We start from the raw sequence: 19,959 nt of genomic DNA, 5'->3' as shown, positions 1-19,959 counted from the left end.
GCGATGTCGATGAAGTCCTCCCCTACCCGCCGCCGCCTGATCCTGGCGTTCGGCACGCTGGCGGCCGCTGCGCTGCTCGGCGGCTGCGGATTCAAGTTGCGCGGCCCGCAGCCGCTCGCGTTTCCCAGCATTTACCTCGGCGTCAGCATGCAGTCCGACCTCGGCGCGGCGCTGCATCGCCGCATCGTCGCGAACGGCAACACTACGGTCACGGACGACCCGGCGAAAGCCGACGTCAGGCTCGAAATCCTGCGCGATCAGGCCGAGCGCGAAATCCTCACGCTCACCGGGGGGGGCAAGGTGCGCGAGTACCAGCTCCAGCGCCTCCTGAGTTTCCGGCTCGTCGGCCGCAACGGCAACGAATGGATTCCCCTGACGACGATTTCCGCGCGGCGCGAATACAACTTCGATGACGCGCAGGTCCTCGCCAAGGAACAGGAAGAAGCCCTGCTGTTCCGCGACATGCTGATCGACCTCGTCGATCAACTGATGCGCCGCCTGGCAGCCGCGAAGCCGTGAATCTGCGCCCCGAGCAGCTTTCCGCACATCTCGCAAAGCCGCTCGCCCCACTCTACCTGCTGCACGGCAACGAGCCGCTGCTGGTGCTCGAAGCTGCCGACCTGGTGCGCGCGGCGGCGCGCCGTCAGGGCTTCGACGAGCGTGAAACGCTGGTCGTCGGGCAGGGTTTCCGGTGGGAAAGCTTGACCGCCGCAGCAGGAAATCTGTCGTTGTTCGGTGACTCGAAGCTGATTGACCTGCGCATTCCAGGCGGAAAGCCGGGACGCGACGGCGGCGACGCCCTTCAGCGTTATGCGCGCAGCCTCGCCAGCGGTATCGTGACGCTGGTCACGCTGCCCGAGATCGACTGGGCGGCGCGCAAGACAGCGTGGTTCACCGCCTTGACGCAAGCCGGCGTGACGGTGGAGCTCAACGCCCCGGAACGCGAGCGCCTTGGAGAATGGATCGCGGCACGGCTGGCGCGGCAAAAGCAGACGGCAAGCCCGGAAGCGCTCGCTTTCATCGCCGACCACGTCGAAGGCAATCTGCTCGCCGCACACCAGGAAATCCTCAAGCTCGGCCTGCTCCATGCAGAAGGAAACCTCAGCATGGAGGACGCTCAGGATGCGGTGCTGAACGTCGCCCGCTACGACATTGCCAAGCTGCGCGACGCGCTCGTCGAAGGCGACCCGGTCCGGTGCACACGACTTCTGGAAGGCCTGCAGGGCGAAGGCGCGGCGCCGCCGCTGGTGCTGTGGGCACTCGCGAACGAAATCAGGATGCTGGCCACGCTGTGCGCGGGAAAAGCCGCCGGCCAGCCGCTTGCAACGCTATTCAAGGCCGAACGAATCTTCGACGAACGGCGCAAGCACGCGCTAAGCACTGCGCTGGTGCGGTTTCGAATCGGCACGCTTCGCGCCGCGTTGCTGCACGCGGCGAAGATCGACCGCATCATCAAGGGGCTCGCTCCCGGCGATGTGTGGGACGAATTCCTGCAGCTGGCGATGCGACTCGCACGACGCTGATTGGTCCGGTCGCCTCATCGCGGGCGTGCAGACTGGCGGGGGCGAGCCGATCGATGCTTTAATCCTCTTTTGCACGGCAACATCGAGAATCCGATGGACATTCACGACTACATGCAGACTCTGGGTCGCCAGGCACGCGCCGCCTCGCGCGTGCTTGCGGCCGCTTCGACGGCAGACAAGAACGCCGCGCTCGTCGCGATGGCCGCAGCCATTCGGGAACAGGCCGGGGAACTGCTCGCGGCGAACGCACGCGACCTCGACGAGGCGCGCGCCGCGGGACTCGAAGCGGCGCTGATCGATCGCCTCACCCTGACTGCCAAGGGCGTCGAGGCGATGGCCGAAGGGCTCGAACAGGTCGCAGGACTGCCCGACCCGGTTGGCGAGATCACCGATGTCAAGCGTCGCCCGTCCGGCATCCAGGTCGGCAAGATGCGCGTGCCGCTCGGTGTCATCGGCATCATCTACGAGGCGCGCCCCAACGTGACCGCCGACGCCGCGGCGCTGTGCCTCAAGTCCGGCAACGCCGCAATCCTGCGTGGCGGCAGGGAGGCGCTGCACTGCAACCAGGCGATCGCGCAGTGCGTCCGGGCAGGACTCGCCGCTGCCGGGTTGCCGGAAACGTCGGTACAGGTCGTCGAGACCACCGACCGCGCCGCGGTCGGCCACCTCATCACGATGCCCGAGTTCGTCGACGTCATCGTTCCCCGCGGCGGCAAAGGTCTGATCGAACGCATTTCGAAGGAAGCGCGGGTGCCGGTCATCAAGCACCTCGACGGCAACTGCCACGTCTATATCGATCGCGATGCCGATGTGGCGAAAGTCGTGCCGATCGTCGAAAATTCCAAAACGCAGCGCTACGGCACCTGCAACACGGCGGAATCATTGCTCGTCGCCCGCGAGGTCGCGCCGCGCCTGCTGCCGGAAATCGGCCGGATGCTCGCGAAAAAGGGCGTCGAGATGCGCGGTTGCGAGCAATCACTGGCAATCCTGCGCGCGGCCGGCATTGCCGCGGACAAGCTGCGGGCCGCGAGCGAGCAGGACTGGTCCGAGGAATACCTCGCCCCCATCATCGCGGTGAAAGTGGTTGCCGGCCTCGACGACGCCATCGCGCACATCAACACCTACAGCTCGGGCCATACTGAAGCGATCGTCACCGAAAACTACACCAGCGCGATGCGCTTCCTGCGCGAGGTGGACTCGTCCTCGGTGATGGTCAATGCTTCGACGCGCTTCGCCGACGGCTTCGAATACGGTCTCGGGGCGGAAATCGGAATCTCGACGGACAAGATCCACGCCCGCGGCCCGGTGGGACTCGAGGGGCTGACCAGCCAGAAATGGATCGTCTTCGGCAACGGGGAAGTCCGCCGCTGAAAAACTGCCCGCGCTTCCGCATTCAGCGCCAGCGCCCGGAAGGGCGTTGTGCGCGACCGCTCGGGGACATACCCTCCATCGTCAGGGAGGCGGGGATCCCGACAACCGGAGGCCTGCGGCGGACTCGCGGGTCCTGAATCTTCCTCGACACTGCATCGCTGAACATGGGCTCCCACCAGACTGATTCATCCGGCGCCACTTTCGCCGCGACACTCTCCGTGCCGTTCGGCGCGTTCGGCATCCGCGTGGCAGGAAATGCCATCCACGAACTCGTCTTCCTCCCCCCGGGCACGCGCGCAATACCGCCTGACTGCGCGCTCGCCGAGCGCGCCGCCACCCAGATCTACGCGTGGCTGGAAGACCCGGACCGTCCCTTCGACCTGCCACTGGCGACGCGTGGCACATTGTTTCAGCGGCGGGTATGGGACGCGATCGCGGCGATCCCGCGCGGCGAGACGCGGCAGTACGCCCATCTCTCGGATGCGCTCGGCAGCGCCGCCCGAGCGGTCGGCCAGGCTTGCCGGGCAAACCCGTTTCCCCTCGTGATTCCCTGCCATCGCGTCGTGTCCGCGACAGGCATCGGCGGATTTGCCGGCGCATCCGGAGGCTACCTGATCGACGCAAAGCACTGGCTTCTCGCTTTCGAGGCAAACCGGTGAGCAGAACCGAACATCACGCGCCGGAAACGCCGGCCACCCGTTTCCTGAAGCAGCATCGCGTGACATATACGACCCATCTTTATAGTTATGAACCTCACGGCGGAACAAAAGTCTCCGCACGGGAACTGGACGTCGACGAACACGCGATCGTCAAGACGCTCGTGATGGAAGATGAGAGCGGCGCGCCGTTGATCGTGTTGATGCACGGCGACCGAAAAGTATCCACGAAGGAACTCGCCCGGCAAGCGGGCCGGAAACGCATCGAGCCATGCACTCCGGAAGTCGCAAATCGTCATTCGGGTTATCTCGTCGGCGGCACTTCTCCTTTCGGCATGCGAAAACGCCTGCCGGTATTCCTGGAAAACTCGATCGTCGATCTTCCACTCGTCTATATCAACGGCGGTCGGCGAGGATTCCTGCTCGGGATATCTCCACAGGAAATTCTGCGAGTATTGCAACCCCAGCTCGTCAGCGCCGGAATCTAGGCCGCATTCGTCCGCAACGTTTTAATTCTCCGGATTTACTGGCAAAATAATTAGCAATGATCATGGGTATGCATTTTTGCGTTTTATCCCCGATCCATTGTCGTCATAACGAACGAACCCCCGATATCTGGAGAAACCATGGACCTGGCCACTTTGTCGCTGACCGAATTGCGGCGCTTGCAATCAAAGGTAGAAACGGAAATCCGTCGGCGTAGCGATAACACGCGCCGCGAACTGATCAAGAAAATGCAGAAGATGGCAGCGGACGAAGGTCTGTCGCTCAGTGACCTTATCGGAAGCGCCCCGGCGAGCGAAGACAAGCGCAGCCCCGGCAAGCGGAAAACGAAACCCGCGGCCAAGAAAACCAACCCCATTCCGGCAAAGTACCGTCACCCGGAAAATCCTGCGATCAGCTGGAGCGGGCGCGGCAGGAAGCCGCACTGGGTGGTGGACTGGCTTGCCCAGGACAAGCCCCTCGTGGAGCTCGAGATCGCTGCCGAAAAATAACCCGTCGTGGCGCCTCTTGAACGAGCGCGTCACAGCCACTGTTCAGATTGCAGTGGCCGGGAGCGGGATCCCTTCGCGTCCACGCTGGATATACACGCCGACGCGACGCACGCCTTTCTTCACGCCGATCTTCGCGATGCGGATCTTGACCCACGGTGCGCCGAATTCGTCGAATAGCAGCTTCACGACGAATTCTCCGAGCGTCTCGATCAGATTGAAATGGCGTTCGGCCAATTCCTTCCGGATTCGTTCGATCACATCCGCGTAGTTGATGGTCCCCGCAATGTCGTCATTTTCGGCAGCGGAATCCGGCACGCCGAAAGTCAGATTCAGTTCGACCGGCTGGGGCGCCGCCTTTTCACGGGGATAGATGCCCACCCAGGCCTGCACCCGCAACTCCTCGATAAAGATGAAATCCATGCTGTTTCCCGATTAGAATTCCGGCAATTCTAGGTGAAAAAATGAATTTCCTCCTGTTATTGCTCGCAGCGTACGTACTCGGCTCGACACCGTTCGCCATCGTGTCGAGCCGCCTGTTCGGACTTGCGGACCCCCGCCGCTACGGTTCGGGCAACCCCGGGGCGACCAATGTCCTGCGCAGCGGCAACAAGGCCGCGGCGCTGCTGACCCTGGTCGGCGACTGCGCCAAGGGATGGCTCGCGGTGTGGGGCGCTGCGAAGCTGGGTTTTTCACCGGTCGAAGCAGCACTGGCTGGGTTGGCCGCGTTTCTGGGCCATGTGTTCAGCGTGTTCCTGCGCTTCCGAGGCGGCAAGGGCGTTGCGACCGCGCTGGGCGTACTTGCCGGAATCAATGCCTGGGTCGCACTCAGCGCGCTCCTCGTATGGCTCGCGGTGGCGATCCTCACCCGCTACTCTTCGGCGGCGGCGCTGTCCGCTGCGGTGATCACGCCCATTTCCGGCGCCGTCCTGCTGGGCGCCACCCCGACGGTCGCCGTGCTCGCGCTGATCGCCGGCATTCTGGTCTGGCGCCACGCGCCGAACATACGAAAACTGATGAACGGATCCGAAAGCAAGATCGGCGCAAGCAAGAGCTGACCCCGAGGCGCAGCAATGCACATCCTGCGCTGGCGCAATCGCCGGCCGCCGCTCGCTCACGCCCGGACGGGTGAGTGCAGTTCGGCCAGAGGCCAGCGAGGAAACACCCGCACCGCCGGAGTTTCGCCCCCGCACTGCCCGGCAGCGGCGCGCAGCGCGCCGGCGAACGCGATCATCGCGCCGTTATCGGTGCACAGTTCGGGTTCCGGGTAATACACGCGCCAGCCCTTGCGCCGCGTCGACGCGTCGAGTCGCTCACGCAGGTGGCGATTGGCCCCCACCCCGCCGGCCACAACGAGGCGGGACAACCCGGTCTGCTCGAGCGCACGCAGCGCCTTCGCGCACAGCACCTCGACCACCGCTGCCTGGAAATCCGCCGCCAGGTCAGCCACATCCTCGGCCCGCCAGGTGGGCGCCGACACGACGTTGAGGACCGCGGTCTTGAGCCCGCTGAAGCTGAAGTCGAGATCGCCCGAACGCAGCATCGGACGCGGCAGGCGAAAACGGCCCGTTTGCCCACACTCTGCCAAGGCGGCCAGTTGCGGCCCGCCGGGGTAGCCGAGGCCGAGGAGCTTGGCCGTCTTGTCGAACGCCTCTCCGGCCGCATCGTCCACCGACTCTCCGAGCAGGGCATATTCCCCCACCCCCGTCACCCCCATCAACTGAGTATGGCCACCTGACACGAGCAACGCGACAAACGGAAACGCCGGCGGATCGGCGGCGAGCAATGGGGACAGCAGGTGGCCCTCGAGATGGTGAATGGGCAAAACCGGTGCACCGAGCGCCAGTCCCAGCGACTCGGCGAAGCTCGCGCCGACGAGCAGCGCACCGGCAAGCCCCGGTCCCGCCGTGTAGGCAATCGCATCGAGTTGCGACAGCTCGCAGCCGGCCGCATCCAGCGTCTGCCTCACCAGCAGCGGCAGGCGGCGGATGTGATCGCGCGACGCCAGCTCCGGGACCACGCCGCCGTATGCGGCATGCAGCGCGATCTGCGTGTGGACGCAATGCCCCAGCAAACCGGCCGCAGTGTCGAAGATCGCCACGCCCGTTTCGTCGCAAGAAGTCTCGATTCCCAGTACTTTCATCACCCCACCATTTGGACGGCACGTTCGCACAGGCGCCTATTCTAACGGCCCGTCCGGCATGCACTCTATTTTGATTTCTTGCGCCCTCCCGGGCTTCTGCGATACCATCCGAGGTTTTCCGAAATCCGAACTCCCTGGAGCATCGTATGGCTCGCGTCTGTCAAGTGACCGGTAAAGCACCGATGGTGGGAAACAACGTTTCCCACGCTAATAACAAAACCAAGCGCCGCTTCCTGCCGAACCTGCAAAACCGCAGATTCTGGAGCGAATCCGAAAACCGCTGGATCCGCCTGCGCGTTTCCAATGCCGCCTTGCGCACGATCGACAAGAAAGGCATCGACGTGGTCGTCTCCGAACTTCGCGCCCGCGGCGAGAAGGTCTGACGTCTCGCCACGCAACTGAAGCAAACGTACGGAGACTCACATGGCCAAAGGCGCCCGCGAAAAAATCAAGCTGGAGTCGACCGCAGGTACCGGTCACTTCTATACGACATCCAAGAACAAGCGCACCACCCCGAACAAGCTTGAGTTCAACAAGTACGATCCGGTCGTACGCAAGCACGTGCTGTACAAGGAAATCAAGCTAAAGTGATATGCTCGGCGAGCGATGCCCGCACAGGGCGTTTCGCTCCCACAAGCAGCAAGAGGCCGCCGGATCGCTCCGGCGGCCTCTTGCTTTCTGGAACCCGTCCCGCGACAGTGATTCAGCGTGCCGGATTGCCAGGACTATCAGGCCTTCTGGATGTTAGAGGCCTGTTTGCCCTTCGGACCCTGGGTAACTTCGAAGGAAACCTTCTCCCCTTCCTTCAACGTCTTGAACCCGTTCATATTGATCGCGGAAAAGTGCGCGAAGAGATCCTCGCTGCCATCGTCCGGAGTAATGAAGCCGAAGCCCTTCGAGTCATTGAACCACTTGACGGTACCAGTTGCCATGTTGCCGTAATCCTTCAAAATTGCTTAAAACGATGCAGGAAACCACCCCTTTAGTGCATGAATGCGTGACAAAACGGAGCCGGTAAAGCCAAATCGGACTGCGCAAACAGCCAAAACGTGCAGAACCATCGCGTTTAGCTTTGCATTTCGCACGATCCTGCTTTTACGCATTTGCGCGAACAGCGTCAAGAGTTTCGTAGGGGAGCGGTTTTTTGCATCGCATCAATTCCCGCACTCCCCTCTCACCGCACAACGACGCCCCCCGTGAAATGAAGCTGACCGGAGCTCCCGGGAGCCGTTCTTGCAACGCAACAGCGCTCGCATCGCTTTTTCGCCGTCGTACAGGCCGTTTTTACTCTCCCGGTGGCATGTTGCACTCTGCCTCGACTTCATTAGAATGAACCGCATGGCTACTCAAAAGCAGGACGAGTTTTTACTCGAGGCGGAGCAAACTCGCACCAAACCGCCGCCACTTTACAAGGTGCTACTGCTCAACGACGATTTCACGCCGATGGATTTCGTCATAGTCGTGCTGCAGAAATTTTTTGGCATGGACCGCGAACGGGCGACACGGGTCATGCTCCAAGTCCACAGAGAAGGCATGGGGGTGTGCGGCGTTTTTCCGAAGGACGTCGCCGCGACCAAGGTCGAACAGGTCGTCGCCTTTGCCCGGCAGCACCAGCATCCGCTGGCGTGCGTGATGGAGGAAAATTGAGAATGATCGCGCAGGAACTTGAAGTCAGTCTGCACATGGCCTTTGTCGAGGCGCGACAGAAGCGGCACGAGTTCATCACTGTTGAACATCTGCTGCTGGCGCTGCTCGACAATCCGTCGGCCGCCGAAGTCTTGCGCGCGTGCGCCGCAAACGTCGATGAACTACGGCGGGAATTGACGACTTTCATCAACGAACACACTCCGAGGGTCGAAGGCGCGGACGAGATCGATACGCAGCCGACGCTCGGATTCCAGCGCGTCATCCAGCGCGCGATACTGCACGTCCAGTCGTCGGGCAAAAAGGAAGTCACCGGCGCGAACGTCCTGGTCGCCATTTTCGGCGAGAAGGATTCGCACGCTGTGTACTTCCTCCAGCGGCAGAATATTTCGCGACTGGACGTCGTCAACTTCATTTCGCACGGCATTGCGAAGGCGCCCCAGCAAGGTGCGAATGCACCGGGACGCAACGAGTCCGAACAAGGCGAGCAGGAGACGGAAACGGCACAACCGGGCGGCGCACTCGAGAATTACACGCAAAATCTCAACCAGCAGGCACTGGTCGGCAAGATCGACCCCCTGATCGGACGCGACCGGGAGCTCGAGCGCGTCATCCAGACGCTATGCCGCCGGCGCAAGAACAACCCCTTGCTGGTCGGCGAAGCGGGTGTCGGCAAGACTGCGATTGCGGAAGGCCTGGCGCGGCGGATCATCGAAGGGCGGATTCCCGAGATCCTCGAGGGGGCTCAGGTGTATGCGCTCGACATGGGTGCGTTGCTGGCGGGCACGAAGTATCGGGGCGACTTCGAGCAGCGGCTGAAAGCCGTGCTCAAGCAGCTGCGCGAAACCCAGAACGCGATTCTCTTCATCGACGAGATTCATACGCTCATCGGTGCAGGGGCGGCATCGGGCGGCACGCTCGACGCGTCGAACCTGCTCAAGCCGGCGCTGTCGTCCGGGCAGTTGAAGTGCATCGGCGCGACGACCTATTCGGAGTTCCGCCAGATCTTCGAGAAAGACCACGCGCTGTCACGGCGCTTCCAGAAAGTCGATGTTTCAGAGCCATCGGTAGCGGAAACGGTCGAGATCCTGAAGGGCCTCAAGAGCCGTTTCGAGGAACATCACAACGTCAAGTATTCGGCGGCGGCGCTGTCCTCTGCGGCAGAACTTTCGGCGCGCTACATCAACGATCGTCACCTGCCGGACAAAGCGATCGACGTCATCGATGAAGCGGGCGCGGCCCAGCGGATCCTGCCGAAATCGAAGCAGCGCAAGCTGATCGGCAAGGGCGAAATCGAGGATATCGTCGCGAAGATCGCACGGATACCGCCGCGCAGCGTGTCGAACGACGACAAGACTGCGCTGATGAACCTCGAGCGCGACCTGAAGAACGTCGTGTTCGGCCAGGAAGCGGCCATCAACGCGCTGGCCAAGGCGATCAAGATGTCGCGCTCCGGCCTGGGCAATCCGGCGAAACCGATCGGCAGCTTCCTGTTCTCCGGTCCGACCGGCGTCGGCAAGACGGAAGTCGCGCGACAACTGGCGTTCACGATGGGCATCGAACTGGTGCGCTTCGACATGTCCGAATACATGGAACGCCACGCGGTCAGCCGCCTGATCGGCGCGCCGCCGGGGTATGTCGGGTTCGACCAGGGCGGGCTGCTCACCGAGGCGATCACGAAGAAGCCGCACTGCGTGCTGCTGCTCGATGAAATCGAGAAGGCGCATCCGGACATCTACAACATTCTCCTGCAGGTGATGGATCACGGCACACTGACGGACAACAACGGCCGCCAGGCGGACTTCCGCAACGTCATCCTGATCATGACGACGAATGCGGGAGCGGAGTCGATGCAGAAAGCGGTGATCGGTTTTTCGGCCAAGCGCGAAGCGGGCGACGAGATGGCGGACATCAAGCGCATGTTCTCGCCGGAATTCCGCAACCGGCTCGATGCGACGATCTCGTTCAAGGCGCTCGACAACGAAGTCATCCTGCGCGTTGTCGACAAGTTCCTGATGCAGCTCGAGGCGCAGTTGCACGAGAAGAAGGTCGAGGCCCATTTCACCGACGAGTTGAAGGCATGGCTGGCCGGCGAAGGCTTCGATCCGATGATGGGTGCGCGCCCGATGGCCCGCTTGATCCAGGACACGATCCGGTCTGCACTGGCCGACGAGTTGCTGTTCGGCCGGCTGGCGAACGGCGGCAAGGTGACCATCGATCTGGATGCGGACGGGAAGGTCAAGCTGGTTTTCGACCAGATGGAGGCGGCTACGGCCTGACTTGATTCGTCGCGCTCCGGAAGGGCGGCCTGCGGGCCGCTTTTTTTTTTGCGCCCGCAGCACCCGGTGTCGCTCGTGAATGGCGTCGCCACAGTACACTTTCTCCCACCTCAAGACGAAGGAAGAAGCATGGAATTCCAGACCGCCGATCTGTGTGATGCCCACGAAAGCCGCGTGAAAGTCGTCAGCCCGATGTTCCGGAGCTACGGCGGACGCGGTGCTTTTTGCGGTCAGATCACGACGCTCAAGGTGTTCGAGGACAACTCCCTGGTGCGCACCGCACTCGAAGGGCCGGGCCAGGGCAAAGTGCTCGTCGTCGATGGCGGCGGCTCGATGCGATGCGCGCTCGTCGGCGACCAGCTGGCGCTGCTCGGCGTGAAGAATCAATGGGCCGGGGTCATCGTGTATGGCTGCATCCGCGACTCGAAGGCGATCGGCACGATGGAACTGGGGTTGTTCGCACTCGGCACCCATCCGCTCAAGAGCATCAAGAAAGGCGTCGGAGACCCTGACATCGCCGTGACGTTCGGCAGCGTGACCTTCACACCGGGACATTTTGTGTACGCCGACGAGGATGGCATTGTCGTTTCGGAATCGTCGCTGCTCTGATTCATTCCCCGCAAACCGGCGTACAGCGTTGCGCCGGCTTCGTTCATCGCCGGCTCTCACCAGATATCCAGGGCGGCCTGTACAACACGCATTTTCTGCGGCAATGCAGCAGCGTTTCATTTCACAACGCCGGCAGTCGTTCCACGATACAAAATATCGAGCCCAAGCATATGAAATGCAACGCTTAAATAATTTCTTATATCTTATATAAGACCTGTTGCTGCAGAGCGAAAACCTTCCTATACTCCTTCTCACTCGACGTCGCCTCCGCAGCACGACGGCCGTCGAAAGGAAACGATCCGCGGGCGTATCCATAGACGCGCGCAAGGAACGTTTCCACGCTCATAAATCGTTAGCCAACAAGGAACCTGCCATGACCCTGACCCGCGAACAGCAAATCGCCGCCATCGAGAAAGACTGGGCCGAAAACCCCCGCTGGAAAGGCATCAAGCGCAACTACACTGCCGCCGATGTCGTCCGCCTGCGCGGTTCCATCCAGCCCGAAAGCACCTTGGCGAGCGTCGGTGCAGAAAAGCTGTGGAACCTTGTGAACAACGAACCGTACGTCAATTGCCTCGGCGCGCTGACCGGTGGCCAGGCGATGCAGCAGGTCAAGGCCGGCATCAAGGCGATCTACCTGTCGGGCTGGCAGGTCGCGGCCGACAACAACTCGTACGCCGCGATGTACCCGGACCAGTCGCTGTACCCCGTCAACTCGGTGCCGACGGTGGTCGAGCGCATCAACAACGCCTTCCAGCGTGCCGACCAGATCCAGTGGTCGAAGAACATCAACAAGGGCGACAAGGGCTACGTCGACTACTTCGCGCCGATCGTTGCCGATGCCGAAGCCGGTTTCGGCGGCGTGCTGAACGCTTTCGAACTGATGAAGGCGATGATCCGTGCCGGCGCCGCGGGCGTGCACTGGGAAGACCAGCTCGCCTCGGTGAAGAAGTGCGGCCACATGGGCGGCAAGGTGCTGGTGCCGACCGCCGAAGCCGTGCAGAAGCTGCTCGCCGCCCGCCTCGCCGCGGACGTCATGGGCGTGCCGACGCTGGTGATCGCCCGTACCGACGCCGAAGCAGCCGACCTGCTGACCAGCGACTACGACGCGAATGACAAGCCCTTCCTGACCGGCGAGCGCACGGCTGAAGGCTTCTACAAGACCAACAAGGGGCTCGACCAGGCGATCTCCCGCGCGGTCGCCTATGCTGAGTATGCCGATCTGGTGTGGTGCGAAACCGGCACGCCGGATCTGGAGTTCGCGCGCAAATTCGCCGAAGCCGTGCATGCCAAGCACCCGGGCAAGATGCTGGCCTACAACTGCTCGCCGTCGTTCAACTGGAAGAAGAACCTCGACGATGCAACGATCGCCAAGTTCCAGCGCGAACTCGGCGCGATGGGCTACAAGTACCAGTTCATCACGTTGGCCGGTATCCATTCGATGTGGTACAACATGTTCGACCTCGCCCAGGACTATGCGGAGCGCGGCATGTCGGCTTACGTCGAGAAAGTCCAGGAACCCGAGTTCGCCGCGCGCGACCGTGGCTACACCTTCGTGTCACACCAGCAGGAAGTCGGCACGGGTTACTTCGACGAAGTGACGACGGTGATCCAGGGCGGCACCTCGAGCGTTACCGCGCTGACCGGTTCGACCGAAGAAGAACAGTTCCACTGATCGTTTCGATTCGGGCAGGCCGCCATCAGGCCTGCCCATCGCAGCAAGCCGCGTTCACAAGACGCGGCTTTTTGTTTGGGGAGCGGAATCCGTCCCGCCCTCCGCTTCGCACGGGCCGCCTGTGAAAGCGCGGTCCGTCGCAATTCGCTTTCGCCTGTTCCTGGCGGCCGAGGCCGTCAGGACAAGCTCACGACGCGGGGGTCGGCGCCGGGGAACGCTCCATGCGCCCCTGCCGTTGTTGCCCGTCGCGCCGCTGGCGAGGCCCGCCGACATGAAACTGCTCGTCGAAGGTCTTCTTCTGCGGCGCGTCGAGCACGTCATAAAGCTTCACGGCGGCGGCGTGCATTTCGCGCATCGATTCGAGCCGTCTTTCGGCGAACGTCTCCATGCGCTCCATCCGTTCGAGCGCGGTCTTGGGCAGTTCTCCGGCTCGCATCGACTGCATCTGCTCGGCGGCCTTCTCCGCCCTGCTGCGCATCGCGGCGCTGAACGCCTCCCACGCCGGGCGCTGCTCCGGCCGGAGCGCGAGGGCTTCCTGCAGTTTGGCCAGACGCTGGTCCGCGCGTGCACTCATCGCTTCGGGATCCATGCGATGCTTCATGCCGTGCATGCCTCCGTGCATTCCATGCCAGCCACCGCCGCCTCCGGCAAGGGCGACGGGGGCGGCGAAACCCACGGTCGCTGCGACAGCGGCGGCAACTGCGGTCTTGATCCAGGTTTTCATGATGGTTCTCCGTGTTGATCTGGAACGCCCTTCGACTCCGGGCGGCGAAACCATTTGAACACCGGGATGTAAGCCGCATTTGTCCGCAGCACGCCCGTTTGCATGAGCATGTCTCGGCGCGGGCCGGAGATACTCTGGGATACAAGATACCCCGGCTCTCCCCTTATGATTCACATCGGGGGTTCATCCGCCCCGCCCTGCTTCGACCGCCGCCAGTCCATGACATGACCACCTCCCACGACCACATCCTCATCGTCGACGATGACAAAGAGATCCGCGGCCTGCTCGCCGACTACCTCGAAAAGCAGGGGCTGCGCTGCACCACCGCTGCCGACGGACGCGAGATGAAGGCCGCCCTCGAGCGCCACCGCGTCGACCTGATCGTGCTCGACATCATGATGCCGGGCGAGGACGGCCTGACGCTGTGCCGCAACCTGCGTGCCGGCGGCGTCCACGCAAACCTGCCGGTGCTGATACTCACCGCGCGCGGCGAAGACATGGACCGTATCGTCGGGCTGGAGATGGGCGCCGACGACTACCTGGCCAAACCGTTCGTGCCGCGCGAGCTCTACGCCCGCATCCGGGCGATCCTCCGCCGCGCCCGCGCGCTGCCGCCGAACCTCGAAGGCTCGCCCGCCGATCATGCGGCACAGCTGCACTTTGCCGGATGGCGGCTCGATACCGCGGGCCGGCACCTGATCGACCAGGACGGCACCATCGTCCCGCTGTCGGGGGCCGAGCATCGCATGCTGATGGTGTTCCTCACCCACCCGCAGCGCGTGCTCAGCCGGGATCAGCTGATGGAATTGACGCAGGGTCGCGAAGCTGACGCGTTCGATCGCTCGATCGACCTGCTCGTCAGCCGGCTGCGCCAGCGGCTGCGCGACAACGCGCGCGAGCCCGCAATCATCAAGACGGTGCGCAACGAAGGTTACGTGCTCGCGAGCACGGTCTCCGTCGCCGAGCCACCTGCCCACTCATGAGATATCCCTGGCCACGCACGCTGTTCGCGCGCCTGATGCTGATCTGGCTGGTTGGCATCGCGCTGGTGCTGGCGGTGAGCCTTGCGCTGTTCGTCAGCGAACGGGACCGGCATGGACGCGACGTGCTGTTCGAAGGCGTCGCGCGGGAGATCGCCGCGATCGTCGACGTGCTCGACAGCCTCGCACCCGAGCAGCGCGAGGACTGGATCGGGACTCTTGGCCGACGGCGCCTGCGGCTCACGCTCGACGTTCCGCCGCCCGACGCGCAGCCGCAGCCGGAGGGCTCTCCACTACGAAAAGCACTGAATCAGGCACTGCCCGAGCGCGAGGTGGCGGTCCTCGAGCGGCCTCGTGCGCACAACGACGGCCACCCGCACCGTCCACAACCGCTCGCCAGCGTACGCCTCGCTGACGGCGCACCGCTGACGGTCCGCCTGCCGGGAGCCCTGTTCGGGACCCCTCCGCCCCTGCCTCCCGGCAGTCTCGTTGCCGCGCTGCTGGCGCTGATCGCCGGCGTCACGCTGCTGTCGTGGCTCGCGGTGCGCATCGCGACGCGGCCGCTGTCGCGGCTCGCTGCCGCAGCCGATGCGCTCGGCGCAGATCCGAACAGCCCGCCCATCGACACCGGCGGTCCGGTCGAGGTCGCCCGTGCAGCGCACGCGTTCAACCAGATGCAGCAACGCCTGCAGCAGCATGTCGGCGAGCGCACCCGGATCCTGGCTGCGATCTCGCATGACCTGCAGACGCCGATCACACGCCTGCGGCTGCGCGCCGAGCTCATCGAGGACGAGGCGGTACGAGCGAAGATCCAGTCCGATCTCGACGCCATGCAGGCGCTCGCGAAGGAAGGCCTCGACTACGCGCGCAGCCTGGATGTGACCGCCGCCGCCAAGGCGATCGACCTCAACGCGCTGGTCGCGGCGCTGTGCGAGGACGCGGGCGACATGGGCTGGCAGGTGACGCTTGCAGGGCGGGCCGGGACGCCGTGCCACGCGCGCCTCGATGCGCTACGCCGCGCGCTGTGGAACCTGATCGAAAACGGCGTGAAGTTCGGCGGCCACGTCGACGTCACGATCGCCGAAACGCCGGAATATTTCGAGATCCGCGTGCGCGACCACGGCCCAGGCCTGCCGGAAGCAGAACTCGAAAAAGTGTTCGAACCTTTCTATCGTGCCGAAGCGTCACGCAGCCGAAACACTGGCGGCACCGGCCTCGGCCTTGCCATCGCGCGCAATCTGTTGCGCGCGCAGGGTGGTGACGTTTCGCTGGCGAACCGGCGCGACGGCGGACTCGAAGCGCTCGTGACGCTGCCGCACACGAGCACGCGCAGCAGCGCCGCACGCTGAATGAACCTGAACGAATCCGAGCCGCATCGCCGCGACAGCCGCCCCCTCAACGCCCCCGCAGCACGATCGCGACGCCTCCGAGAATCGCCACCGCGGCCAGCACGAGCCGCATCGTGACGGCCTCCCCGAGCAGCAGCACACCGCCGAGCGCAGCGATCACCGGCACGCTGAGCTGCACGGTCGCCGCACCGGTCGCGCTGAGGCCGCGCAGCGCGGCGTACCAGACGACATAGCCCGAACCGGACGCCAACGCACCCGACAGCACCGCGTACAGCACGCCGGACGACTGGATGTTCACGCTGCCGACACCGAGCATCGCCAGCCCAATCGCCATCGGCACGGTGCGCAGGAAGTTTCCGGCGGTCGCCGCGAGCGGGTCTCGGATGCCGCGCCCGCGCAGTGAATAGACGCCCCACGCGATACCGGCGCCGACCATCAGCAGCGCGCCGCCGAGCGGCGGAGCGGACAGGCCCGGCGACAGCAGATGGACGAACCCGCCGAACGCGAACAGCAGCCCGACCAGTTGCGACATCGTGAGCCGCTCACCACGCACGAGCCCGGTAAGGATCATCATCGCCTGCACTGCCGCGAACAGCAGCAGCGCGCCGATACCGGTCGGCAAGGACACGTACGCGAACGAAAATCCGGCGGCATACGCGAACAACGCGAACGCGGAGCGCCAGTTCCCGCCCCGCGCAGGCGGGATGCCGCGCGCGCCGAGCAGCAACGCCAGTGCCAGCGCGCCCGACAGCAGACGGATCACGGTGAAGCTCGCCGCGTCGATCGCCTCCTGCTGCAGCGCGAGCCGGCACAACACCGAGTTCGCAGCGAACGCGAGCATCGCGACCGCTGTCAGCGCTACCGCGCGGACTTTCGTCATGAGCAGTCTCCAGCCGGCGCACCATAGCGGATCGCCAACGCGCGAAAGCGTGCGACTTCGTCCGCGCACCACTGCGCATCGTGTCCGAGTTCCTCGGCAAGCAGCGTTGCGACCGCCGGCGCCGCCGCGGCAGCGCGGGCGGCGTCGAGAAACAGCGCGCGATGCCGGCGCGCCAGCACGTCCTCGACGCCGCGGGCGAGCTCAAAACGCGCGGCATGGCGCACCTCGGCCTCCGTCAACGTCAGGCCGTCCTGTATGCGCCGCGTGGCGCCGGGCAGCAGGTCGACGGCGGCCCGCTCGCTGCCGTAGCAGTCGCCGGAAAAGCCGGTGGTCGCACCATGCAGGCGCAGCGCGGCGGTCGCTGCGGGGCGTCGCGGCAGCATACCGACGGCGCAGGCCTGGTCGACGGTTTCCTCGGCCATCCGCCGGTACGTCGTCCATTTGCCGCCGGTGATCGTCACCAGCCCGCCGGGCGACACCTCGATGCAGTGTTCGCGCGACAGCCGGTGCGTCGCCGTCTTCTCGTCCGCACCGACGAGCGGCCGGAGGCCGACGAAGATGCTGCGCACATCGGCTCGTGTCGGCGCCGGCACCAGATAGCGGGCCGCGGTCGCGAGGATGAAATCCACTTCACCGGGCAGCGCGTCGGGCTCCAGCGGAAGGTCGGGGCGAGCTGTATCGGTGGTCCCGATCAGGACCTTGCCCTGCCACGGAATGACGAACAGCACGCGTCCATCCGGGGTCTCCGGCACCAGCAGCGCGGTATCGCCAGAGAGGAAACTCCGGTCGACGACGACGTGCACACCCTGGCTCGGGCGCACCAGGGCGCGGGCCGCGGGACGCTCGAAACGCCGCACCGCGTCGGCCCATACCCCGCTCGCGTTGATGACGACGCGGGCAGCGATGCGGAAAACCTCACCGCTCTCCGCATCACGCGCGATGACCCCGCGAACGCTGCCCGCTTCGATGATCAGACCGTCGACCGGCAGGTAGTTGAGCGCCAGGCCGCCCAAGTCGAACACCGTCCGCATCAGCGCGATCGCCAGGCGCGCGTCGTCGAACTGGGCGTCCCAGTAGGCGATCCCGCCTCTCAGCCCGACGGGATTCAGACCCGGCAGCGCCGCGGCAGTGGCGGCCGCGTCGAGCATCCGGCTGCGTTCGATACCGTGAATGCCGGCAAGCAGATCGTAAAAACCGAGTCCCAGCCCGAACCGCGCCCGGTCGTGCCAGTGGTAGGCCGGCACGACGAAACGCAGCGGATGAACGAGGTGAGGCGCGTTCGCAAGTAGCCGCGAACGCTCGGCCAGCGCTTCGCGCACCAGCGCGAGGTCGCCCCGGGCAAGATAGCGCACGCCGCCGTGGATCAGCTTCGTCGCGCGCGAACTGGTTCCTTTCGCGAAGTCGCATGCTTCGACGAGCAGCGTCGAATAGCCGCGCGCGGCGGCATCGACGGCGCATCCGAGCCCGGTCGCACCGCCGCCGATGACGACCACGTCCCAGCGCTGCGACCGGCGCAAACGATCGAGCAGCACGGCGCGGGCAAGTCGGCGCTCCGCCGCAGCGGATTGGCCGTGCGCATGAAAACTGTCCGGCGCCGCACGGACGCCTTCCTCCTCACCGCCTGCGCTCATGCCGCGGCCCAGCCCCGCGCCCGTTCCACCGCGCGCCGCCAGCGCGCGATTGCCGCCTCGCGCCGATCCTCCGCCATCACCGGCTCGAAGCGGCGTGCGGCACGCCAGTGCGACGCAAGCTCCTCGATGCCGGACCACATCCCCACCCCCAGCCCGGCGAGATACGCCGCTCCCAGCGCGGTGGTCTCGAGCATCCGCGGACGGACCACCGGAACCCCGAGCAGATCCGCCTGGATCTGCATCAGCAGATCGTTTGCCGCGGCACCGCCATCGACACGCAGTTCGGCGAGCGGCCCGGCGCCGTCGCGGTCCATCGCGGCGACGAGATCCACCGTCTGCAGCGCGATCGCCTCGAGGGCCGCCCGCGCGATGTGCGCAGCGCCAGTGCCGCGGGTCAGCCCAAGGAGCGTGCCGCGCGCGTACGCGTCCCAGTACGGTGCGCCGAGCCCGGTAAACGCCGGCACCAGCACGACGCCCTCGCTGTCCGGGACGCTCGCGGCGAGCGCCTCGACGTCCTCGGCGCGCCTGATCAGCCCCAGCCCGTCGCGCAGCCACTGCACGAGCGCGCCACCGATGAAAATGCTGCCTTCGAGCGCGTAGCAGATCTCGCCCCGCGAACGCCACCCGATCGTCGTCAGCAGGCGGTTCGTCGACGTCACCGGCGCCGGGCCGGTGTTCATCAGCAGGAAGCAGCCGGTGCCGTAGGTGTTTTTCGCCATCCCCGGGGCAAAGCACGCCTGGCCGAACGTGGCTGCCTGCTGGTCTCCGCCGATGCCGGCGATCGGTACTGCCGCGCCGAGCACGTCGGCGCGGGTGGTGCCGCACACTCCGCTGCTATCGACGACGCGCGGCAACAGCGCGGACGGAATGTCGAGCAGCGCGAGCAGCGTTTCGTCCCACTCGCAGCGGTGAATGTTGAACAGCATCGTTCGCGACGCATTGCCGGCGTCGGTCACGTGCAGTGCACCGCCGCTAAGGTGCCAGACAAGCCAGCTGTCGACGGTGCCGAACGCCAGTTCGCCCGCCCGTGCCCGAGCGCGCGCGCCGGGGACGTGGTCCAGCAGCCAGGCGAGCTTCGTCGCCGAGAAATAGGGGTCGAGCTCGAGCCCGGTACTGGCGCGGATCATGTCGGCATGCCCGGCCTCGCGCAGCCGGTCGCATGCCGCCGCGGTGCGCCGATCCTGCCAGACGATCGCTGGCGCAAGCGCCTGGCCGGTCGAACGTTCCCACAGCAGGGTAGTTTCACGCTGATTCGTGATGCCGACCGCAGCCAGCGCAGAAGCGGCAATGCCGGCCCGAGCAAGCGCCGTCCGGGCGCAATCGAACTGTGTCGCGAGAATCTGCGCCGGATCGTGCTCGACCCAGCCGGGCTGCGGGTAGTGCTGCTCGAACGTCTGCTGGGCAGCACCCTCCACCTGCCCATCGCGGTCCAGCACGAGTGCCCGCGAGCTCGTCGTCCCCTGGTCCAGGGCCAGCAGATAACTCATGACACCTCCGGCTGTG

General features: G+C 64.9%; 22 protein-coding genes. 15 read left to right on the top strand and 7 right to left on the bottom strand.

What is annotated here, in order from left to right; translation table 11 throughout:
• Positions 1 to 9 precede the first annotated feature (9 nt).
• The 6 genes from pbN1_RS14310 to pbN1_RS14285 all read left to right on the top strand — a co-directional run bounded on the left by pbN1_RS14310 (position 10) and on the right by pbN1_RS14285 (position 4,545).
• Positions 10 to 519, top strand: coding sequence for an LPS-assembly lipoprotein LptE (locus pbN1_RS14310; protein WP_169202232.1), 510 nt, complete (start codon positions 10 to 12; stop codon positions 517 to 519).
• Positions 516 to 1,523, top strand: a complete 1,008-nt coding sequence (gene holA / locus pbN1_RS14305; RefSeq protein WP_169202233.1) for a DNA polymerase III subunit delta — start codon at positions 516 to 518, stop codon at positions 1,521 to 1,523. Before pbN1_RS14310 ends, holA begins: the two co-directional genes overlap by 4 nt.
• Positions 1,524 to 1,616: 93 nt before the next feature.
• Positions 1,617 to 2,894, top strand: a complete 1,278-nt coding sequence (locus tag pbN1_RS14300; RefSeq protein WP_169202234.1) for a glutamate-5-semialdehyde dehydrogenase — start codon at positions 1,617 to 1,619, stop codon at positions 2,892 to 2,894.
• A gap of 164 nt (positions 2,895 to 3,058) precedes the next feature.
• Positions 3,059 to 3,553, top strand: coding sequence for a methylated-DNA--[protein]-cysteine S-methyltransferase (locus pbN1_RS14295; protein WP_169202235.1), 495 nt, complete (start codon positions 3,059 to 3,061; stop codon positions 3,551 to 3,553).
• Positions 3,550 to 4,038 carry a Cys-tRNA(Pro) deacylase gene (ybaK, locus tag pbN1_RS14290; RefSeq protein ID WP_169202236.1) on the top strand — a complete coding sequence of 163 codons (489 nt, stop codon included), beginning with the start codon at positions 3,550 to 3,552 and terminating at the stop codon, positions 4,036 to 4,038. Before pbN1_RS14295 ends, ybaK begins: the two co-directional genes overlap by 4 nt.
• 138 nt (positions 4,039 to 4,176) lie before the next feature.
• The gene (locus pbN1_RS14285; RefSeq protein WP_169202237.1) at positions 4,177 to 4,545 is read left to right on the top strand and encodes an H-NS histone family protein; all 369 of its coding nucleotides are present in this window, start codon (positions 4,177 to 4,179) and stop codon (positions 4,543 to 4,545) included.
• A 42-nt stretch (positions 4,546 to 4,587) separates the two neighbouring features.
• On the opposite strand, the gene pbN1_RS14280 is transcribed toward pbN1_RS14285, so the two are convergent.
• Positions 4,588 to 4,965, bottom strand: coding sequence for a dihydroneopterin aldolase (locus pbN1_RS14280; protein WP_011238291.1), 378 nt, complete (start codon positions 4,963 to 4,965; stop codon positions 4,588 to 4,590).
• Positions 4,966 to 5,006: 41 nt separating this feature from the next.
• On the opposite strand from pbN1_RS14280, the gene plsY reads away from it, so the two are divergent.
• Positions 5,007 to 5,600, top strand: coding sequence for a glycerol-3-phosphate 1-O-acyltransferase PlsY (gene plsY, locus pbN1_RS14275; protein WP_169202238.1), 594 nt, complete (start codon positions 5,007 to 5,009; stop codon positions 5,598 to 5,600).
• Positions 5,601 to 5,656: 56 nt separating this feature from the next.
• On the opposite strand, the gene tsaD is transcribed toward plsY, so the two are convergent.
• Complete coding sequence (gene tsaD, locus pbN1_RS14270; RefSeq protein WP_169202239.1) at positions 5,657 to 6,685, bottom strand: tRNA (adenosine(37)-N6)-threonylcarbamoyltransferase complex transferase subunit TsaD; 1,029 nt, start codon at positions 6,683 to 6,685, stop codon at positions 5,657 to 5,659.
• A gap of 146 nt (positions 6,686 to 6,831) precedes the next feature.
• Here tsaD and rpmB point away from each other — a divergent pair, with 146 nt between their 5' ends.
• Positions 6,832 to 7,068, top strand: a complete 237-nt coding sequence (gene rpmB / locus pbN1_RS14265; RefSeq protein ID WP_011238351.1) for a 50S ribosomal protein L28 — start codon at positions 6,832 to 6,834, stop codon at positions 7,066 to 7,068.
• A gap of 40 nt (positions 7,069 to 7,108) precedes the next feature.
• The gene (gene rpmG / locus pbN1_RS14260; RefSeq protein WP_011238350.1) at positions 7,109 to 7,276 is read left to right on the top strand and encodes a 50S ribosomal protein L33; all 168 of its coding nucleotides are present in this window, start codon (positions 7,109 to 7,111) and stop codon (positions 7,274 to 7,276) included.
• Positions 7,277 to 7,413: 137 nt separating this feature from the next.
• Here rpmG and pbN1_RS14255 read toward each other — a convergent pair whose 3' ends face one another.
• Positions 7,414 to 7,617 (bottom strand): cold-shock protein, encoded by a 204-nt coding sequence (locus pbN1_RS14255; protein WP_011238349.1) that lies wholly within the window; start codon positions 7,615 to 7,617, stop codon positions 7,414 to 7,416.
• A gap of 406 nt (positions 7,618 to 8,023) precedes the next feature.
• Between pbN1_RS14255 and clpS the strand changes: the two genes are divergently transcribed.
• From clpS to aceA, 4 genes are all read left to right on the top strand, one after another.
• Positions 8,024 to 8,332, top strand: a complete 309-nt coding sequence (clpS, locus tag pbN1_RS14250) for an ATP-dependent Clp protease adapter ClpS (RefSeq protein WP_053422617.1) — start codon at positions 8,024 to 8,026, stop codon at positions 8,330 to 8,332.
• 2 nt (positions 8,333 to 8,334) lie between these two features.
• Positions 8,335 to 10,608: an ATP-dependent Clp protease ATP-binding subunit ClpA gene (gene clpA, locus pbN1_RS14245; RefSeq protein ID WP_169202240.1), complete on the top strand. Its 2,274-nt coding sequence runs from the start codon at positions 8,335 to 8,337 to the stop codon at positions 10,606 to 10,608.
• A 129-nt stretch (positions 10,609 to 10,737) separates the two neighbouring features.
• Entirely contained in the window at positions 10,738 to 11,217 is a 480-nt protein-coding gene (rraA, locus tag pbN1_RS14240; protein WP_169202241.1) for a ribonuclease E activity regulator RraA, read from the top strand.
• Between the two features lie 373 nt (positions 11,218 to 11,590).
• A complete protein-coding gene (gene aceA, locus pbN1_RS14235) occupies positions 11,591 to 12,892 on the top strand; it encodes an isocitrate lyase (protein ID WP_169202242.1) in 1,302 nt (433 codons plus the stop codon).
• A 187-nt stretch (positions 12,893 to 13,079) separates the two neighbouring features.
• On the opposite strand, the gene pbN1_RS14230 is transcribed toward aceA, so the two are convergent.
• Positions 13,080 to 13,616, bottom strand: coding sequence for a Spy/CpxP family protein refolding chaperone (locus pbN1_RS14230; RefSeq protein WP_169202243.1), 537 nt, complete (start codon positions 13,614 to 13,616; stop codon positions 13,080 to 13,082).
• A 224-nt stretch (positions 13,617 to 13,840) separates the two neighbouring features.
• Here pbN1_RS14230 and pbN1_RS14225 point away from each other — a divergent pair, with 224 nt between their 5' ends.
• On the top strand, positions 13,841 to 14,599 hold the full coding sequence (locus pbN1_RS14225) for a response regulator (RefSeq protein WP_169202244.1): 759 nt from the start codon (positions 13,841 to 13,843) through the stop codon (positions 14,597 to 14,599).
• Positions 14,596 to 15,945, top strand: a complete 1,350-nt coding sequence (locus tag pbN1_RS14220) for a sensor histidine kinase (protein ID WP_169202245.1) — start codon at positions 14,596 to 14,598, stop codon at positions 15,943 to 15,945. The genes pbN1_RS14225 and pbN1_RS14220 overlap by 4 nt, the downstream gene beginning before the upstream one ends.
• Before the next feature lie 46 nt (positions 15,946 to 15,991).
• Here the strand turns inward: pbN1_RS14220 and pbN1_RS14215 are convergent, their stop codons facing one another.
• From pbN1_RS14215 to glpK, 3 genes are read right to left on the bottom strand one after another with little or no spacing between them, the layout of a single operon-like run.
• Complete coding sequence (locus tag pbN1_RS14215) at positions 15,992 to 16,825, bottom strand: DMT family transporter (protein WP_169202246.1); 834 nt, start codon at positions 16,823 to 16,825, stop codon at positions 15,992 to 15,994.
• Entirely contained in the window at positions 16,822 to 18,456 is a 1,635-nt protein-coding gene (locus tag pbN1_RS14210) for a glycerol-3-phosphate dehydrogenase/oxidase (RefSeq protein ID WP_169202247.1), read from the bottom strand. The genes pbN1_RS14215 and pbN1_RS14210 overlap by 4 nt, the downstream gene beginning before the upstream one ends.
• Positions 18,453 to 19,943, bottom strand: coding sequence for a glycerol kinase GlpK (gene glpK, locus pbN1_RS14205; protein WP_169202248.1), 1,491 nt, complete (start codon positions 19,941 to 19,943; stop codon positions 18,453 to 18,455). The genes pbN1_RS14210 and glpK overlap by 4 nt, the downstream gene beginning before the upstream one ends.
• Positions 19,944 to 19,959 lie beyond the last annotated feature (16 nt).

The organism is Aromatoleum bremense (assembly GCF_017894365.1).
GTDB lineage: Bacteria > Pseudomonadota > Gammaproteobacteria > Burkholderiales > Rhodocyclaceae > Aromatoleum > Aromatoleum bremense.
This window is presented reverse-complemented; position numbering and strand designations above follow the sequence as displayed.

Excerpts from the sequence above, each read along its gene's own strand:
- pbN1_RS14310 (WP_169202232.1), top strand. The coding sequence starts at position 10 with ATGAAGTCCTCCCCTACCCGCCGCCGCCTGATCCTGGCGTTCGGCACG.
- pbN1_RS14300 (WP_169202234.1), top strand. The coding sequence starts at position 1,617 with ATGGACATTCACGACTACATGCAGACTCTGGGTCGCCAGGCACGCGCC.
- pbN1_RS14295 (WP_169202235.1), top strand. The coding sequence starts at position 3,059 with ATGGGCTCCCACCAGACTGATTCATCCGGCGCCACTTTCGCCGCGACA.
- pbN1_RS14285 (WP_169202237.1), top strand. The coding sequence starts at position 4,177 with ATGGACCTGGCCACTTTGTCGCTGACCGAATTGCGGCGCTTGCAATCA.
- pbN1_RS14280 (WP_011238291.1), bottom strand. The coding sequence starts at position 4,965 with ATGGATTTCATCTTTATCGAGGAGTTGCGGGTGCAGGCCTGGGTGGGC.
- plsY (WP_169202238.1), top strand. The coding sequence starts at position 5,007 with ATGAATTTCCTCCTGTTATTGCTCGCAGCGTACGTACTCGGCTCGACA.
- tsaD (WP_169202239.1), bottom strand. The coding sequence starts at position 6,685 with ATGAAAGTACTGGGAATCGAGACTTCTTGCGACGAAACGGGCGTGGCG.
- rpmB (WP_011238351.1), top strand. The coding sequence starts at position 6,832 with ATGGCTCGCGTCTGTCAAGTGACCGGTAAAGCACCGATGGTGGGAAAC.
- rpmG (WP_011238350.1), top strand. The coding sequence starts at position 7,109 with ATGGCCAAAGGCGCCCGCGAAAAAATCAAGCTGGAGTCGACCGCAGGT.
- pbN1_RS14255 (WP_011238349.1), bottom strand. The coding sequence starts at position 7,617 with ATGGCAACTGGTACCGTCAAGTGGTTCAATGACTCGAAGGGCTTCGGC.
- clpS (WP_053422617.1), top strand. The coding sequence starts at position 8,024 with ATGGCTACTCAAAAGCAGGACGAGTTTTTACTCGAGGCGGAGCAAACT.
- clpA (WP_169202240.1), top strand. The coding sequence starts at position 8,335 with ATGATCGCGCAGGAACTTGAAGTCAGTCTGCACATGGCCTTTGTCGAG.
- rraA (WP_169202241.1), top strand. The coding sequence starts at position 10,738 with ATGGAATTCCAGACCGCCGATCTGTGTGATGCCCACGAAAGCCGCGTG.
- aceA (WP_169202242.1), top strand. The coding sequence starts at position 11,591 with ATGACCCTGACCCGCGAACAGCAAATCGCCGCCATCGAGAAAGACTGG.
- pbN1_RS14230 (WP_169202243.1), bottom strand. The coding sequence starts at position 13,616 with ATGAAAACCTGGATCAAGACCGCAGTTGCCGCCGCTGTCGCAGCGACC.
- pbN1_RS14225 (WP_169202244.1), top strand. The coding sequence starts at position 13,841 with ATGACCACCTCCCACGACCACATCCTCATCGTCGACGATGACAAAGAG.
- pbN1_RS14220 (WP_169202245.1), top strand. The coding sequence starts at position 14,596 with ATGAGATATCCCTGGCCACGCACGCTGTTCGCGCGCCTGATGCTGATC.
- pbN1_RS14215 (WP_169202246.1), bottom strand. The coding sequence starts at position 16,825 with ATGACGAAAGTCCGCGCGGTAGCGCTGACAGCGGTCGCGATGCTCGCG.
- pbN1_RS14210 (WP_169202247.1), bottom strand. The coding sequence starts at position 18,456 with ATGAGCGCAGGCGGTGAGGAGGAAGGCGTCCGTGCGGCGCCGGACAGT.
- glpK (WP_169202248.1), bottom strand. The coding sequence starts at position 19,943 with ATGAGTTATCTGCTGGCCCTGGACCAGGGGACGACGAGCTCGCGGGCA.